12 protein-coding genes and 5 tRNA genes are annotated in these 16,170 nt (G+C 47.5%); 4 read left to right on the plus strand and 13 right to left on the minus strand.

Going from position 1 to position 16,170, the window contains the following annotated elements; all coding sequences use genetic code 11:
• Nucleotides 1–16: 16 nt before the first annotated feature.
• Both V6B33_RS05515 and V6B33_RS05520 read left to right on the plus strand, forming a co-directional pair.
• Nucleotides 17–1,408, plus strand: a complete 1,392-nt coding sequence (locus V6B33_RS05515) for a sucrose-specific PTS transporter subunit IIBC (protein WP_334216748.1) — start codon at nucleotides 17–19, stop codon at nucleotides 1,406–1,408.
• A gap of 70 nt (nucleotides 1,409–1,478) precedes the next feature.
• Complete coding sequence (locus tag V6B33_RS05520; protein ID WP_334216749.1) at nucleotides 1,479–2,978, plus strand: glycoside hydrolase family 32 protein; 1,500 nt, start codon at nucleotides 1,479–1,481, stop codon at nucleotides 2,976–2,978.
• A 55-nt stretch (nucleotides 2,979–3,033) separates the two neighbouring features.
• Here the strand turns inward: V6B33_RS05520 and V6B33_RS05525 are convergent, their stop codons facing one another.
• From V6B33_RS05525 to V6B33_RS05560, 8 genes are all read right to left on the minus strand, one after another.
• Nucleotides 3,034–4,158: a glycerate kinase family protein gene (locus V6B33_RS05525; protein WP_334216750.1), complete on the minus strand. Its 1,125-nt coding sequence runs from the start codon at nucleotides 4,156–4,158 to the stop codon at nucleotides 3,034–3,036.
• 756 nt (nucleotides 4,159–4,914) lie between these two features.
• Complete coding sequence (manA, locus tag V6B33_RS05530) at nucleotides 4,915–5,862, minus strand: mannose-6-phosphate isomerase, class I (protein WP_334216751.1); 948 nt, start codon at nucleotides 5,860–5,862, stop codon at nucleotides 4,915–4,917.
• A 156-nt stretch (nucleotides 5,863–6,018) separates the two neighbouring features.
• Nucleotides 6,019–6,885, minus strand: coding sequence for an ROK family protein (locus V6B33_RS05535; RefSeq protein WP_334216752.1), 867 nt, complete (start codon nucleotides 6,883–6,885; stop codon nucleotides 6,019–6,021).
• Nucleotides 6,886–7,195: 310 nt separating this feature from the next.
• The gene (locus tag V6B33_RS05540) at nucleotides 7,196–8,800 is read right to left on the minus strand and encodes a M20/M25/M40 family metallo-hydrolase (RefSeq protein WP_334216753.1); all 1,605 of its coding nucleotides are present in this window, start codon (nucleotides 8,798–8,800) and stop codon (nucleotides 7,196–7,198) included.
• Nucleotides 8,801–8,945: 145 nt separating this feature from the next.
• On the minus strand, nucleotides 8,946–10,229 hold the full coding sequence (locus tag V6B33_RS05545) for a TRAP transporter large permease (protein WP_334216754.1): 1,284 nt from the start codon (nucleotides 10,227–10,229) through the stop codon (nucleotides 8,946–8,948).
• On the minus strand, nucleotides 10,226–10,717 hold the full coding sequence (locus tag V6B33_RS05550) for a TRAP transporter small permease (RefSeq protein ID WP_334216755.1): 492 nt from the start codon (nucleotides 10,715–10,717) through the stop codon (nucleotides 10,226–10,228). The genes V6B33_RS05545 and V6B33_RS05550 overlap by 4 nt, the downstream gene beginning before the upstream one ends.
• 69 nt (nucleotides 10,718–10,786) lie before the next feature.
• On the minus strand, nucleotides 10,787–11,803 hold the full coding sequence (locus V6B33_RS05555) for a TRAP transporter substrate-binding protein (RefSeq protein WP_334216756.1): 1,017 nt from the start codon (nucleotides 11,801–11,803) through the stop codon (nucleotides 10,787–10,789).
• A complete protein-coding gene (locus tag V6B33_RS05560; RefSeq protein WP_334217064.1) occupies nucleotides 11,800–12,456 on the minus strand; it encodes a GntR family transcriptional regulator in 657 nt (218 codons plus the stop codon). The genes V6B33_RS05555 and V6B33_RS05560 overlap by 4 nt, the downstream gene beginning before the upstream one ends.
• A 333-nt stretch (nucleotides 12,457–12,789) precedes the next feature.
• Between V6B33_RS05560 and V6B33_RS05565 the strand changes: the two genes are divergently transcribed.
• Nucleotides 12,790–14,157, plus strand: coding sequence for an FAD-binding oxidoreductase (locus V6B33_RS05565; protein ID WP_334216757.1), 1,368 nt, complete (start codon nucleotides 12,790–12,792; stop codon nucleotides 14,155–14,157).
• A 176-nt stretch (nucleotides 14,158–14,333) separates the two neighbouring features.
• On the opposite strand, the gene V6B33_RS05570 is transcribed toward V6B33_RS05565, so the two are convergent.
• From V6B33_RS05570 to V6B33_RS05590, 5 genes are all read right to left on the minus strand, one after another.
• Nucleotides 14,334–14,406: transfer RNA gene (locus V6B33_RS05570), tRNA-Gly, on the minus strand.
• A gap of 19 nt (nucleotides 14,407–14,425) precedes the next feature.
• Nucleotides 14,426–14,499: transfer RNA gene (locus tag V6B33_RS05575), tRNA-Trp, on the minus strand.
• 111 nt (nucleotides 14,500–14,610) lie between these two features.
• Nucleotides 14,611–14,691 (minus strand) — tRNA-Tyr (locus V6B33_RS05580).
• 16 nt (nucleotides 14,692–14,707) lie between these two features.
• Nucleotides 14,708–14,800: transfer RNA gene (locus tag V6B33_RS05585), tRNA-Ser, on the minus strand.
• Nucleotides 14,801–14,949: 149 nt separating this feature from the next.
• A tRNA-Val gene (locus tag V6B33_RS05590) sits at nucleotides 14,950–15,025 on the minus strand.
• 226 nt (nucleotides 15,026–15,251) lie between these two features.
• Between V6B33_RS05590 and V6B33_RS05595 the strand changes: the two genes are divergently transcribed.
• Entirely contained in the window at nucleotides 15,252–16,139 is an 888-nt protein-coding gene (locus tag V6B33_RS05595; protein ID WP_334216758.1) for a helix-turn-helix domain-containing protein, read from the plus strand.
• The last annotated feature ends 31 nt before the right edge of the window (nucleotides 16,140–16,170 follow it).

Consider the following 16,170-nt stretch of genomic DNA (forward strand, 5'->3'; position numbering starts at 1 on the left):
AAAAGGAGGAGAAACAATGTCAGAGAACAGAAAAATCGCAGAAGATATCCTGGCCGGTGTCGGCGGTGAAGAAAACATCCTTTCAGTCGCTCATTGCGCCACCCGCTTACGAATCATGGTGAAAGACAAAGAAAAAATAGATCAGGAAGAAGTAGAAAATACGGATAAAGTAAAAGGCGCATTTTTCAACTCCGGCCAATATCAAATCATACTCGGAACCGGTACCGTCAACCGCATCTACGAAGAAGTGAGGAATCTGGGGATTTCTGGATCGACGAAAGCCGAACAGTCAAAGGAAGCTGTGAAAAGCGGAAACGCATTTCAACGGGCAATCCGTACATTCGGAGATGTCTTCGTGCCGATCATTCCAGTGCTCGTGGCAACCGGACTTTTCATGGGATTGCGCGGACTTGTCATGCAGGAGCAAATACTCGCATTCTTTGGGATGACACCGGACGATGTGTCACAGAACTTCATTTTATTCACGCAAATCTTGACTGATACAGCCTTCATCTTCTTGCCTGCCCTTGTCGCCTGGTCGACCTTCAGGGTATTCGGCGGAACACCGATCGTCGGGATGGTCCTCGGGTTGATGCTTGTCAGCCCCTCCCTGCCGAACGCATGGGGAGTCGCAGGCGGGGATGTTCAGCCGCTTGAGTTCTTCGGGTTCATCCCTGTTGTAGGCTACCAAGGATCCGTTCTCCCTGCCTTTATCGCAGGTATCCTCGGGGCAAAATTGGAAAAACAAATCCGAAAACGGACACCGGAAGCACTGGATTTAATTGTGACGCCGTTCCTGACATTGCTGATCATGATCACGCTGGCATTATTCGTGATCGGACCAATCTTCCACAGCCTTGAAAACGTGATTTTGGACGGCACGATCGCAGTCCTTGAATGGCCGTTCGGCATCAGCGGACTCCTGATTGGGGGACTCAACCAGATCATCGTCGTCACCGGGATCCATCACATCTTTAACATGCTCGAGATTCAACTTCTGGCGAAATACGGAAATAACCCGTACAACGCCATCATCACCTGCTCGATTGCAGCACAGGGCGGCGCCGCACTGGCAGTTGGACTAAAAACAAAATCAAAGAAACTGAAAGCATTGGCACTTCCTTCTTCCCTGTCAGCGTTCCTCGGCATCACTGAACCAGCCATTTTCGGGGTGAACCTGCGCTACGGAAAGCCATTCATCATGGCCCTAATCGGCGGAGCTGCCGGAGGATTTCTTGCTTCCATCATGGGATTGAAAGCGACGGGAATGGCCATCACCGTCATACCGGGTACGCTTCTCTACCTGAACGGGCAGATCCTTCAATATATCCTGATCAACATCGTCGCAATTGTAGTCGCATTTATTTTGACATGGATGTTCGGATACTCGGATAAGAAAGAAGCATGATTTAATAAAAGTCGATAGAAGCAGGAAAGTGGGGGCACTTGCCTGCTTTTATTTTTTCAGAAAGAAAGGAATGATGATTTTGACAAGATACACCGAACCGAAATACCGTACCATCCACGACGCAAAGGAAAATGAACTCGAGCTGCTGAAGGAAAAATCGGCCAATTCCGCATGGAAGCCCGGTTATCATATCCATCCCGGCTACGGACTGATGAACGACCCGAACGGCCTGGCGTACTTCAACGGGGAGTTTCACGTGTTTTATCAGTGGTATCCGTTCGGTGCCATTCACGGGATGAAGCACTGGGCGCACGTGAAATCTGCTGACCTGGTTAATTGGGAGAGACTTCCCACAGCGATCGTCCCTGTTGAAGAGTATGACTCACACGGTGCCTACTCCGGTGCCTCCCTGGAAATCGAAGGGGAACTCTACCTGTATTACACCGGAAATATTAAATACAATGCGGAAGAACGATCTGCGAATCAATGCCTGGCCATCATGGACAAGAATGGGGATATTCGCAAACATGAGACGAATCCGATTATCAAGGGAGTTCCCGTAGGCTATACAGGGCATGTCCGTGATCCGAAAGTGTTTAAAAAGGATGACCGCTATTATATGCTACTCGGTGCCCAGCGTTCCAATCTGACCGGTGCGATCATTGTTTACGAATCAAACGATGCGCGGAACTGGACGTTCAAAGGGGAACTGGATTTGGAGCTGGATTTACCGGATTCCTGTTACATGCTCGAATGCCCGGACTACTTTGAACTGAACGGCCAGGATGTGCTCGTTGTCTCCCCTCAGGGTTTAGAAGCGGAAGAACACGCATACCAAAACCTGTATAACGTCATGTATGTCCTTGGGGAACTCGATATTGAGCATCTCACGTTCAAAGTCAGCAGTCATCATGAACTGGATAAAGGCTTCGATTTCTATGCCCCTCAAACCTTTGAAGGAAAAAACGGTGAGCGCCTCCTGTTTGGCTGGGCCGGCATGGGTGAGATCGACTACCCTTCCGACAAAGAAGATTGGGCGCACTGCCTGACCACCCCGCGTGAGCTTGACATCGTAAACGGCAGGATAATTCAAAAGCCTGCGCGGGAGTTGAAAAAGCTCAGGAAGCATTCGGAATCAGCGGAACTGAGACTGGAGGATGGAAGCAAAGAATGGAGTCCGGGTTCCGTACAATATGAACTGGAAATCTCCTTACAATCAATAGAAGCCGGGACATTCGGCATTGAACTCTTCGCTTCCGAAACAGAAAGCCTGGTGCTTGAGTTCAACCGTTCTGCGCAAGCCGTCACCTTGAACCGAGAAAACTTCAAAGAGAAGTTTGGGGGAGAACATGGATTTGAGAGAAGTTCAAAACTTACAATCGGCGAGACCGTCAATATACAAATCTTTGTTGACCGAAGCATTGCCGAAATCTTCATCAATGATGGGGCAGTTGTTTTTACATCCAGAGTGTTTCCTGATGTAGAGTCGACAGGCATTAACGTATTTAGTGACGGGAAGCTGAATGGCAGTTATCATAGACACGAATTGAGTTGCAGGAGTTTGCTTTAAAAAAACAAGGGGACAGGTACAGTGGGTGAAAAAGCCGCTGTACCTGTCCCCTTATTTATTTTATCAACCTCACAACCTGCTCCACTGTCACCCGGACCTGTTCACTCGAAACCTCTTTCGAAAGAGCCTCCTCAAGCGACCGGCACTCGGTCTGGATGGAGAATACCGCATCCAGATATTGATTCACTTCTCTCAGATCCGTATCAACACGGCCGGCAATCCCGATCACTTTCTTGCCGTGCTTTTTTGCAAGCTTGGCCACCCCGACCGGGACCTTTCCCATAAGAGATTGCTTATCCAGACTGCCTTCTCCGGTAAAAATAACATCTGCTTCCGCAACTTTTTCTTCTAAGTTTGTGAGCTTCGCGATAGTTTCTACCCCGGATTGTATAACACCCTTCAGTCCGGCGGCAATTCCTCCGCCAAGTCCCCCGGCAGCTCCGGCCCCTGCAACCTGCTGCAGATTGATTCCATAGGCTTTTTCAAATAATTCAGCGAGGTCTGCAAGACTCTTGTCCAGTTGAATAATATCTCGATCTGTTGCACCTTTTTGCTTTCCGAAAATATGTGCGGCCCCCTGCAATCCATAGAACGGATTCGTGACATCACTGGCTATAGTAAACGTGCATTGCCCGAGTCCGGGAAGCCGGTCATCATCTGAAAAAGAAGCCACCTTCAGCATTGGATTCTCTTCGTTTCCAACCAGATCTCCATCCCGGTCATGAAACTTCCACCCAAGCGCCTGCAGCATCCCGACGCCGCCGTCATTCGTCGCACTTCCCCCAAGAGAAATGACGATATTGCGGTAACCGCTCTGAACGGCATCCCGAATCTGTTCCCCGAGCCCATAGGTATTGGTTTTCATCGGATCGCGGTATTCAAAAGGAACGAGCGGAAGTCCGCTGCTGCGGGCACTTTCGATAAATACCGAATCCTCTTCAAGCACCACATAGCTGGCTGTTATCCGGTTCATTAGCGGATCGTGTACGACAACCTCTTTTTCCTTCCCTTCCATGCATGCCAGCAGCGCATCGATCGTCCCTTCCCCGCCGTCTGCCATCGGAGAATTCTCGACCCCGGCATCCGGTACCGCCGAAAGAATCCCCTGCCTCGCCGCTTCCCCCACTTCATAAGCAGAAAGCGAATCCTTAAAGGAATCTGAAGCAACCAAAAATTTCATCCTCTCCACACTCCTAAATCGGGACAGGGGGACAGGTACACTGTCCCCCTCCCTCCATGTGATTGGGGCGGGACACTGAACCTGTCCCCTCGTCCCGCTATTTAACCCACATAAACTGATAGGGCTCCAACTCAATAAACAGTTCTCTTTGTCGGGCGCATGTCATTGACCCTTTTACCTAGCCAGGAATTTTCCACTTTCATTACTAATTCGTTTTTTGTCATGTCTTTACCTTCTTGCAATCATTTGTGTTGTAAAGTGGTGGTTCTTGACTGATACTGTCCCTACCCACAGGTATATGACCTATTTACTTGAAAAGAGCCTCTTTTTAAAACCCTTCCGTTGGGTGGATTAAATAATCTAATGTGTAAATCCGTCTGAAGAGAGGAATATATATTCGTGATTGAGCCGGTTTCTCAATAATTGTGCTTTTTCAGAATAATTACTCCACTTCTGAAGTAATTGAGCAGGTCTCACCAAAATTGCGCAACTTGTCGAATTTTCTCTATAACCTCTAAGCGGGACACTGATACAGGTACACCGCCCACTCTAGCCCCGAACGCGCCATTTCCTTAAACGATCTTTTCCGCCCCACTAAACTTAATCAAACGTTTGTTTAACCCCACAAAATCCTTTCCCATCAATGCTCCAGCCATCTAATCAAACGTTTGTTTAAATTTCACAAAACGCAAAAAGAGCAAAGTTCCCAATTCAGGATGCTTTGCTCTTTTAATCCTATTTTCTCAACAACAAATCTCAAACATGAGAAACAATCAGTTCGACTTGCCCCTCCAACTCAAAAGTCTCGATATCAGCAGGCAAAATAAAATGATCACCCTTCTTCAAAGCATACTCTTCCCCATGAACCTTCAGCGTCCCAGCTCCATCCAGAACACTCGCCAACTGGAAAAGCTGATCCTGAACGAATGAAGCGTGTCCATCAACCTGCCATTTATAAACGGTGAAGTACTCAGCCTCCACAAACTTTGTCACTCCAACCCCGTCACGCTTTTCCACTACAGGCTGCACATCCGCATTACGATGCGGAATCGTCGTCACTTCAATCGACTTCCCGATATGAAGCTCACGCGTATTTCCTTCCGCATCCCGGCGGTCATAATCATACACGCGGTATGTCGTATCCGAGCTCTGCTGCGTCTCCAGCACGAGGGTACCTTTGCACAAAGCGTGAATTGTCCCGCTCGGCACGTAGAAGAAATCTCCAGGCTTCACCGGAATCCGGCGGAGCAGATCATTCCACTCGCCCTTCTCAATCATCGAGACAAACTCTTCCTTCGTCCCGGCTGTATGACCGAAAATCATTTCCGCATCGTCATTACAATCAATGATGTACCAGCATTCGGTCTTTCCAAGCTCGCCTTTTTCATGCTCATTTGCATATGTATCATCGGGATGCACCTGCACAGACAAATCTGCGTTCGCGTCCAGAATTTTCGTCAGTAAAGGAAATACCGGTGACGTGTGCCCTCCGAATAATTCACGGTGCTCATTCCAGAGTTCACCGATCGTCTTCCCGGCAAACTCTCCGTTCACAACGGTGCTCTGTCCGTTCGGATGACCCGAAATCGCCCAGCATTCCCCTGTTTGATCTGATGGAATTTCATAATTGAATTGATCCTTTAACGCCGTACCTCCCCAGATTCGTTCCTGGAATACGGGTTGTAGAAATAGTGGTTGGTTCATATGTGCCTCCTGAATCTTCCCAGTAAAATGGGACATAAAAATAGATTACTGATGATTTTACTATTTTGATACCTTTTTTAAAAGAGGGGGTGAGAACTTGCTGTTAAAACTTGCTTCTACATAAATGGGTCAAGGGACCTGTTCTCATGTCCAGCTCTAAAGTGATTTCACCAATCCCAACGCCCCCGCCAATCCGGCATTATCACCCAATCCAGGCGGAACGATATACTCATCAATATCCTCAAGGATCTGTCCACTCTGAACATACCCTCCTAGAATCTCTTTCACTTTCCCTCTCACTAGTGGAAACAGCTGATCCTGCTTCATGACCCCGCCGCCAACGATCACTTTCTTGGGGGATAAAATGAGAATGTAATTTGCAATCGCCTGCGCCAGATAATGTGCTTCCATTTCCCAGACTTCAGGGGATTCCTTTAATTCAATACCTTTCTTTCCCCAACGTTCTTCAATGGCAGGACCTGCAGCCAGTCCTTCAAGACAATCTCCGTGATAAGGACAACGGCCCGCATAGGTGTCATCACCATGCCGCCTCACCATAATATGGCCCATTTCCGGATGCGTCAGCCCATGAATCAGCTTTCCTTCAACCAGTGCACCGACACCGATCCCTGTCCCGACCGTCATGTACAGGCAGCTGTCAAGCCCCGCAGCTGCTCCCCACAAGCTCTCTCCAAGAGCCGCCGCGTTCACATCCGTATCGAATCCGATCGGCACATCAAAATACTTTTTTAACTCGCCAACGAGGTCAAACTGAGCCCAATGGGGTTTCGGTGTACTTGTGATAAAACCGTATGTAGCACTCAACTGTTCGAGATCAACCGGTCCAAACGATCCGACTCCTAAAGCCTCGATCCCCTTATCTTTAAAAAATGACACTACCTCTGCCATCGTTTCCTCCGGCGTCGTAGTCGGGATGGAAATCCTTTCGGAGATTACACCGTCTTCATTCCCGAGACCGCAAACAAACTTCGTGCCGCCTGCTTCTATTGCTCCAATCACCATCTATATATCCTCCCGTCCATATTACTTCTTCATAAGCTTATACTAATGATTTTTGCACAATATGACAAACCTTTTAGGAAGGTGCAACGGGAACTTTATGACAAAAAAACAGCCAGGGAACAACATGAGTCACCCTGACTTCTCTATGCTCTCTTCACCACAACCGTTGCTCTGTACCCAGTCTATAGCAAAACCGATCAGCTCGTATGACCAATCGCTGAAAATCTCTCAACCATCTTCGAATGGGACACAGTACCTGTCCCCTGCGTCCGCCCTGCGAATCAAGGAAAATGGGACAACGGACCTGTCCCTACGTCCCACTCCCCATCACAGTCCTTATCACTTCTTCCACAAAAACAGGCGTTTTCACAAAGGCACTCTCAATATGAAGGCGTTCGGTACGTTTGTGGGCATCTTTTCCGAATGGGCCTACGTTGAGGACAGGGCCTTTAAGTTTGTGCATTTCCGCGAATGGGATGGTGTAGGTTGTATTCCATACCGGAGTATTTTTTTCATAGACGGACCAGCCTTTGTTTTCGTCTTTGTAGTTGACATAGCTCAAGTCAGAGATGCCGTTGAAGTAATGGATCTGTTCGACCGGGAGATTATAGTGCTTCTTCGCAGACTTTACTACAGCTTCGACACACGCTTCCACCAACGGGTCCCCGGACGTATTCACGGGCGGGTAATAGGGCGGCGTGAACATGATGACCATCGCAGGGGCGAGCTCCTGACAATTGATCATGAGTGTGTCGGCAATTTTGAAAGACTTTTCCCTGTCGTCTCCTTCATGGCCGCCGATATCATGCTTAAGGGCTTCAATATAGTCCCTGCCGAGCTTCTTTTCCGCATAGGCTACCAGCTCTGAATACCGAAGCACCCCGACTTCACCGACCGATGGAATTCCTTCCCTTTCACATAACTCCCTGTACCATTGATTGCACTCAGCCGCTGCAGACATGGCGACTTGCTCGAATTCATTCATTACATCTGCGGCGGTTTTTTTCATGGTGAAAACATTGTATAAAGCAGCGGTTCCAAACGGCGTCTGCGCGGAATAGTTGAGTCTTAAATCATCCTGCTGCAAGGTCACGGGCAGCGGGGTAGTTTCACCAAAGTCGATCTCCTTAAACAATGGATTCCATTCCATCTTCCTTGTAAGGAATGAAGCGATGAACGGAGAGGTCATCCCGCTAAGCGGCTCCCCGACATGCGTTTCCCTTCCATAGAACAGAGCAGAGGGCATGATCTTCCCGATGGTACCTGAATACACATTATAAGACGTATCAGTCGGATTTTGAGAAAAAACCGGTTCTCCGTTCAAGAACAATGTGTAGTCGAAGCCATGCACTTCCTTCAGTTCATTCAAGTGAACCACAGCCGCCCTCATCCCGGATGAATTGATTTCTTCATCCGGTACAGTCACAAGGACAAGGTTGACCGGCCAGCCTTCATCGGCAGCTTTTTCAATGACCGCCATGTGAATGGCCAATCCTGCCTTCATGTCCATCGTCCCTCTCCCCCACAAGTAGTTCCCTGATTTCAAATCATTCTGTGCATCCGGATGGAGTTCATCAATGTAGTTCGCGAGCTCCCTGGTCAACAGTTCCGGGTTAAAGGCAAGGACTTCAAGCTCCCCATACTCCTCCGTACTCACCGTGTCAAAATGACTGATCAGGACAATGGTCTTTTCAGCTTTCTTGTGCTTGTAGAGAGCAGTTAAAAAGCGCCGTCCATAATCGGCATCCCCGAGGTGAAGATGAGTTGGATTAGCACGGAAATAAGGAACATCCCCCATCTTCTCATACACTTTTTGCGGGAATTCAATCTCCCCCTCTGTCAGCGTCCGGCTGTGCCAGCTGACCAGTTCACAAAGCAGGGATCGCAATCTATCAGGTGTCCCCCAATGCCTCATGATAAAACCTCCTTTTTCAAAGAAACTGCTGAATCAGTCATCTTTCCAGTAAATAAATGGCATCCAGGTATAGATAATAATTGCCGTATATCAGAATGACCCGACCCTTGTACTGCTGCGTTTATTGATAACGACATACTCTGCTCTATTTCATTAATCCCGGTAACCAAAGGGTCAGAGGCGGGAAAAATGTAATAACAAGAAGACAGATGAACATCGAGATCAGGAATGGAACAATCGCCCACGCAATTTTCTCAAACCTGACGCCGCCCACACTCGATGCGACAAAGAGATTGACGCCGAGGGGAGGTGTGATAAAGCCGATTGCCAGGTTCGCCACCAGAATAACGCCAAAATGAATCGGATCCACTCCTACAGCCGTCACAATCGGCAGCAGGATCGGCGTTAACACGACCAGGGCAGAGATGGTATCGATAAACATCCCGACAATCAATAGCAGAATATTGATCGCCAGTAAAATAATAATCGGATTTGTGGATAAGTCAGTCAAGAAGGCTGAGATATCATTCGGAATCTGCTCCAACGTCATAAAATAGGCAAACGAAACAGAGAGACCGATGATAATCATCGTAGTGGCGTTGATCACGACCGCTTCCCGGAAACTTTCAAATACGGATTTCCACGTCAGCTCCTTATAAACGAACAATCCTACAATCAGTGAATAGACAACAGCCACTACAGCTGCTTCAGTCGGGGAGAAGACGCCTCCATATATCCCGCCTAAAATGATGCCCGGAATCAATAATGCCCACTTTGCATCATTGGCTGCTTTCAACACATCTTTAAAACGAAAAGGCATTGCCGCCTCCGGCTTATAGCCCCGCTTTCGTGAAATGATATAGGCTGTGAACATCAGCCCTCCCCCGATCAGGATCCCCGGGATAATACCTGCGAGGAACATGCTGCCGACTGATACGCTTCCGATAACCCCGTATAACACAAATGGGATACTCGGCGGGATGATGACCCCGATTGAGCCTGCAGAAGCCGCCACTGCCGATGCAAAGCCGCCTTCATATTTACGGGCCATCATGGCAGGAATCATAAACCCGCCGATTGCAGCCACGGTTGCAGGACCGGACCCCGAAATCGCCGCAAAAAACATACAAGCCACGATCGTGACCATCGAAAGCCCTCCTGTCATCCAGCCAACCATCGCGGTGGCAAGATTCAAGAGTCGTTGTGAAACGCCGCCCTTCCCCATCAGAATCCCGGCGAGCATAAAGAAAGGTATCGCGAGCAGCGGGAAAGAATCGAGTGACGTAAAGGCTTTTTGGGTGATGATATCAAGAGGCAAAGTGGACCCGAAGTAAATTGCCACAAGCGCCGATACCCCCAAAGAAATCGCAATCGGTACCCCGATCAGCAAACAAACAGCGAGTGTACCAAATAACAGCGCGACTGTCATGCCCCCACCTCCCCTGAAGGAGGATCATCATTACTGCGCCAGATGGTCAACATTTGCTGCAGCAGCCGGAGCGCCATTCCCGCTCCTCCTATCGGGATGGCCAGGAAAGGAATCCACATCGGCAGCTGCATGGCCGGGGTAACCTGTCCATTTTGAAGACTCGCCAGAACGAGTTGTGTCCCAAAGACGGCAAGGAACAGGGCAAGCAGAAACCAAATGATCAGGGAGACTGTTTCAATCACCTTCCTTGAAGTGCCTTTAAATAACTCCACAAAACTCTCAATCCGGATATGCTGCCTCTTTTTTACGGCGTAGCTTGCCCCGATCCATACCTGGAATATATGTATATAACGGGCCATCTCTTCTGTCCAGCTCGGTGCAGAAGCGAACACATAGCGCCCCACAACCTGGCCGAAAATGAGAGCCACCATCAATGCCAGCGTCAAAACAAGAATCGTCTCTTCCATAACATCGAATTTCTTTTTCATCTAAGAAGCTCCTTTCTGAAAAAAGCAAGGAATCAAGGTTTACCCTGATCCCTTGTTTCATGCGGATGATTAGTTGTTCGCTTCCAATGCTTTGTCCACTAAATCCTGACCAATGCGATCTACGTATTTGTCGTATACGGAAGATGCTGCGTCACGAAATTTGTCCCGCTGTTCATCCGTTAATTCATTTACTTTCATACCGCTTTCCTTCAGCTTCTCCAAGAACTCCACGTCCTGCTTCTGAGCCAGTCCGCGCTGCTCTTCCCTGTACTCCTCGGAAGCTTCAGTTATAAGCTTCTGCAGATCTTCAGGCAGTTCATTATAAAAATCATTGTTCATCAACAGCGCCGTAGCAGCATACACATGACCTGTCATTGATAAATAATCCTGTACTTCATAAAATTTATTCGTATAATAAAGCGAAACCGGACATTCCATTGCATCGTATGTACCTTGCTGAAGAGCCGTGTACAGTTCACCGAAGGCAAATGGGGAAGCATTCGCGCCAAATGCTTTGAATGTATCCGTGTGAAGCGGGTTTTCAAGCGTTCTGAACTTCTGCCCCTCTATGTCTTCGGGACTTTCAATCGGCCCTTTGTTATTCGACATATGACGGAAACCATTTTCGCCAAAGACAAGTCCCTTAATGTTATTTTCTTCGAGATCCTTCATGAGCTCCTGACCAAGTTCCCCATCAAGCGCTTTATAAGCCGCTTCATTGTTGTTGAAAAGGAATGGAAGATCGAACACCATGAACTTTTCATTGAAAGAAGCAAGCGGCGCTACAGCTGGAATCGTCATTTCGATATTCCCTAATTGAACCGCCTCGATCGCCTCACGGTCAGAACCATACAGCTGTCCGTTCGGATACAGTTCCACTTTGATACGCCCATCCGATTCTTTTTCAAGCTTTTCTTTAAAAGTCTCGGCGGCAACATGTGAGGACTGTTCTTCAGGTACAAGGTGGGCAATGCGGATCGTGTATGTTTTTTCGTCTCCGCCTTCACTCCCTGATGAACTGCTTGGACGTCCGCATGCAGCCATCACCACCACTGCCATTAACAATAAAATCAAATATTTTTTCATTCCTCTACCTCCTTCAAGTAATAGCCTTTAATCCGGCTTGCGATGTTTTTCATATGGTCAGCCATCTCTCTCTTGGCCTCTTCAATCATTCCAACTTCCAGTGCATCCACAATGCGTTTGTGCTCCCCATATGCTTCCATGGCACTTACTTGCAATGTATTCGACAGAACCAGGAACGCCCTGTTCACCCCGGTATTGACCGATTGGATTAAAGCCCTAAGCCTGGGATTGGGGTTTTCACCGGCCAGTAACAAATGGAACTCCCGGTCGAGATCGATGAATTCTTCATAGCGACCAGCAGTAATCGCTTTCAATTGAGCATCCATGTTTTCTTTTATCTTCTCAAACACTTCATTCTTTAAAGGTGAAACTGCTTCAAGATTGTACACTTCTAACAGTTTCCGGATTTCCATGAAATGCATCGCATCCTCTTCTGTAAATGAGGCAACAGTAGCGATCTTTTGATCAGATAATACGACCAGCCCTTCTACAGCAAGCCTTCTCAGCGCCTCCCGGACAGGCGTGCGGCTGATACCGAGTTCCTGCGCAAGCTTTTTTTCAGGAAGCTCCTCTGCCGGTGCCAGCTTTCCTGATATGATCTCTTTCTTGATCAGGTTAAAAGCCTGTTCAGCCAGCGATTCTTTTTTGATCACCCTATGCAATTTGTTCCCTCCTTTTTTGTACATGTGCCAGGCACCACTTTTTCTGTTTTCAATTGAATGAAAGTCCAGTAGTTCATAAGACTAAAAGCTATGTATGTTTATTCTTGGAGTTTAATAGAATGTGTTTTGAATGCAGCGGTTATTCAATAAGAAGGGTACATTGTGAATTGGAGATTTCTTCGTGTTCAATGGGATGAAATGATATTCTTGGTGGGTTTCTATTCATGATTCAAGGCGGTATACCGTATACATGTATGATAATTTATGCTAATCTATTTGTAAATATAAAATTTAGAATATTTTAAAAATGGAGGTAGTAGCTGGATGAGCACTGAATGGATCGAGAACCTGCAAGATTTGATAGGGGCTGAACGCGTCAGTATAAGCGAAGGGGATCTTTTCCGGCACAGCAGGGATGAATCGTTTCACGATCCCGTACAGCCGGAAACGGTGGTGTACCCGGAATCGACACAAATGGTCAAAGACATCGTGAACTTTGCAAGGGCGAATAAGCTTCCTATCACCCCTTATGGAGCAGGGTCGGGGCTTGACGGCCAGGCCATTCCCGTTTCAAGGGGCATTTCCATGAATTTTGACCGGATGAAACAGATCATCTCCTTTAACCCTGAAGACTTATCCGTTACAGTCCAGCCCGGTATCACACGCCTTGAGTTGAACCGGGAAATCAACCGGCAGGGACTCTATTTCCCCATCGATCCAGGAGCTGACGCCACGATTGGCGGCATGACTGCGACAAATGCCAGCGGAACGACCGCCGTTCGCTACGGGTCCATGCGCGATCAGGTACTGAACCTTGAAGTCGTGCTGGCGGACGGCAGGATCATCAAAACCGGCAGCACCGCAAAAAAATCATCCAGCGGATATCATCTAAACGGCCTGTTCACCGGTTCGGAAGGAACGTTAGGCATCATCACCGAAATTACCTTGAAACTTCATGGCATCCCGGAACACACGATTGCGGCACGCTGTACGTTCGATACACCAAAACAGTGTGCCGCCGCAGCACAAGCCGTGCTCACGAGCGGCATCCCAGTGGTTCGGATGGAACTCGTTGATGCCCCCAGCATCAAGCAGGTCAATGCTTATGGGGACTACCACTTCCCGGAACAGCATTCGTTATTCTTTGAATTCTCAGGCACACGGACTTCCGCTGAAGAAGATGCCGCATTTGTCGAGGAACTGATGCAGGATATGGGCTGCAGGAACTGGGAGCGGGCAAGCGGATCCATCGATCGTGCCGAGATATGGAAAGCAAGGCACGAACTTGCATACGCCTTCCGTCACCTGAAAGGAAAGGAAGTAATGGGATCCGATGTATGCGTCCCCCTGTCAAAGCTTGCCGACATGGTTGACTTTGCCCGCGCAAAGATTGAAGCAAGCGGGCTGCCTGGAAGTGTCTTCGGCCATGTTGGAGACGGCAACTTCCATACCATCATCGTATATGACCCAAACATCCCTGAAGAGAAATTGACATCGGAGACGATCAATGAACAGCTCATCCTAAAGGCAATTGAAGCTGGTGGAACCTGTACCGGAGAGCATGGCGTCGGTCTTGGGAAGATGAAGTATCAGAGGTTGGAGCATGGTGAAGCGGTAGAGGTGATGAAGTCGTTTAAAGAGCTTCTGGATCCGGATGGGTTGTTGAATCCGGGGAAAATTTTTTGTGATTGAGAGTGGGATAGGATGAAAGAATTCAGGGATATGGATTTAAATGGGACAGTGGACCTGTCCCTCCGTCCCAGGACACAGGACCTGACCCACTGTCCCTAAATAAACTAAAAAGGTCCATTCTTCTACTTCCTCCAAAAAAGGTGAGGAACTACTAGAATGGACCCTTTAATCATTATTGGATCGAGTGATGGGAATCAAACCCACGACATCAGCTTGGAAGGCTGAGTTTTACCATTAAACTATACCCGGACCGTAGTTGAAGCAATTTTGGCAGGGGCAGTAGGAATCGAACCCACACCAAAGGTTTTGGAGACCTTCGTTCTACCGTTAAACTATGCCCCTATAAAATAGATTAATAAATACTCTTCGCTTTGAGCGTATTGCTCCGCTTTCGCTGCCAAAGGTTAAGGAAGCTTATTTTCACTCCGCTTGCGCTCCGTGAAACAAGCTAAATGGAGGGGGGCAGATTCGAACTGCCGAACCCGAAGGAGCGGATTTACAGTCCGCCGCGTTTAGCCACTTCGCTACCCCTCCACGAGAGAATGAAATATGGCGGAGGAAGAGGGATTCGAACCCCCGCGGGCTTTAACACCCCTGTCGGTTTTCAAGACCGATCACTTCAGCCGGACTTGGGTATTCCTCCGTTTGATTGGCTGCTGGTAAAGTTGAGCACCCGAATTTTTAATTACCTATTCTAAGGCTAGCTAAACTTTTGCTTAGTGATGCTCCGCTGTCGCTTCGCAAGGTTAAGGAAGGATATTTTTACTGCGCTGTCGCTTCGTAAGAAATCCATGGTGGAGGATGACGGGATCGAACCGCCGACCCTCTGCTTGTAAGGCAGATGCTCTCCCAGCTGAGCTAATCCTCCCAATAAAGAATGATAGAATATCATCCGTTAGACAAGACCTATATTAATCTATCAATTCCTTTCAAAAAAGTCAACTTCAATTCACAAATTCTTCAATCATAGTAATGGATACCCCTCTTCCCTAATTTCTCATGCACACTGTCTCTATCCCCTGTCATACACAACTTAAATCGATTATTTCTGTTAAACTTGTTAAATATGGATGTTTGAAAAGGGGGGCGGGAATATGGATTATTCTGCAATTGGAAAAAAGATAAGAGAGTTGAGGAAGGTTGTGGGGCTCACGCAAGGTGAACTGGCCGAGGGAGTTTGTACACAGGCGTTGATCAGCAGGATTGAAAAAGGGGATATTTATCCAAGTGCCATGGCATTGTACCAAATCTCCGTCAAGCTTGGTGTTGATGTAAACTACTTCTTTGAAATAGGCACCACACCTCGACTTGATTATATTATGGAAGTGGAAAAACAGTTAAAATTTCACAGAATCAACCGCAGATACGAAGAAATAATAGAACTGGTGAAAGCCGAGGAAAAGAATCCTCTCTTCTATAAAGACATACAGCATCTGCAACTTCTTTATTGGCATAAAGGAATATATGCTTTTGAAGTATTAAATAATGAAGACGATGCATTTTCACTTTTAGATGAAGCTTATTACCTGACTGCCAATCAGAAAAAGGCGATGACAGAAAGAGAGATGCAAATCCTTTCTAGTAAAGGTGCTATTCTTTTTTCATTAAATCGGCACCCTGAAGCCCTCCATCATTACAACCTGGTTGAGACTGCCTTGAAAACGGCTGAGCAACTACATGATAAATCTATCAAAACCAGGTTATTTTATAATATATCCAGAGTACTAACACGCCAAGGCAAATATGAGGAGTCTATCGCTTATTGCCATAAAGCCATCAATTGGTGCATTGAAGAAGAACTGCTGTGGGGTCTTGGAGAATCGAACTATCAAATCGGCTATAACTATGAGCTCCTTCATAATTATGAAGAAGCCCTTCCATTCTTCAAACGTGCTTTTCATATGTTTGAACTCCTGCAAGACAAGAAATATGTAGATTTTATCGAAAAAAAGATGGAACATCTTCTTCAGATCTGGACATAGAGGTTGGGACAAAAAAAACTGCCTAAAGGCG

This window comes from Mangrovibacillus sp. Mu-81, from assembly GCF_036867415.1.
GTDB lineage: Bacteria > Bacillota > Bacilli > Bacillales > Bacillaceae_B > Rossellomorea.

Bases quoted from the DNA above. Each gene is read 5' to 3' on its own strand.
- V6B33_RS05595 (WP_334216758.1), top strand. From the start codon at position 15,252: ATGGATTATTCTGCAATTGGAAAAAAGATAAGAGAGTTGAGGAAGGTT.
- V6B33_RS05520 (WP_334216749.1), top strand. From the start codon at position 1,479: ATGATGATTTTGACAAGATACACCGAACCGAAATACCGTACCATCCAC.
- V6B33_RS05525 (WP_334216750.1), bottom strand. From the start codon at position 4,158: ATGAAATTTTTGGTTGCTTCAGATTCCTTTAAGGATTCGCTTTCTGCT.
- V6B33_RS05535 (WP_334216752.1), bottom strand. From the start codon at position 6,885: ATGGTGATTGGAGCAATAGAAGCAGGCGGCACGAAGTTTGTTTGCGGT.
- V6B33_RS05540 (WP_334216753.1), bottom strand. From the start codon at position 8,800: ATGAGGCATTGGGGGACACCTGATAGATTGCGATCCCTGCTTTGTGAA.
- manA (WP_334216751.1), bottom strand. From the start codon at position 5,862: ATGAACCAACCACTATTTCTACAACCCGTATTCCAGGAACGAATCTGG.
- V6B33_RS05550 (WP_334216755.1), bottom strand. From the start codon at position 10,717: ATGAAAAAGAAATTCGATGTTATGGAAGAGACGATTCTTGTTTTGACG.
- V6B33_RS05515 (WP_334216748.1), top strand. From the start codon at position 17: ATGTCAGAGAACAGAAAAATCGCAGAAGATATCCTGGCCGGTGTCGGC.
- V6B33_RS05555 (WP_334216756.1), bottom strand. From the start codon at position 11,803: ATGAAAAAATATTTGATTTTATTGTTAATGGCAGTGGTGGTGATGGCT.
- V6B33_RS05565 (WP_334216757.1), top strand. From the start codon at position 12,790: ATGAGCACTGAATGGATCGAGAACCTGCAAGATTTGATAGGGGCTGAA.
- V6B33_RS05545 (WP_334216754.1), bottom strand. From the start codon at position 10,229: ATGACAGTCGCGCTGTTATTTGGTACACTCGCTGTTTGTTTGCTGATC.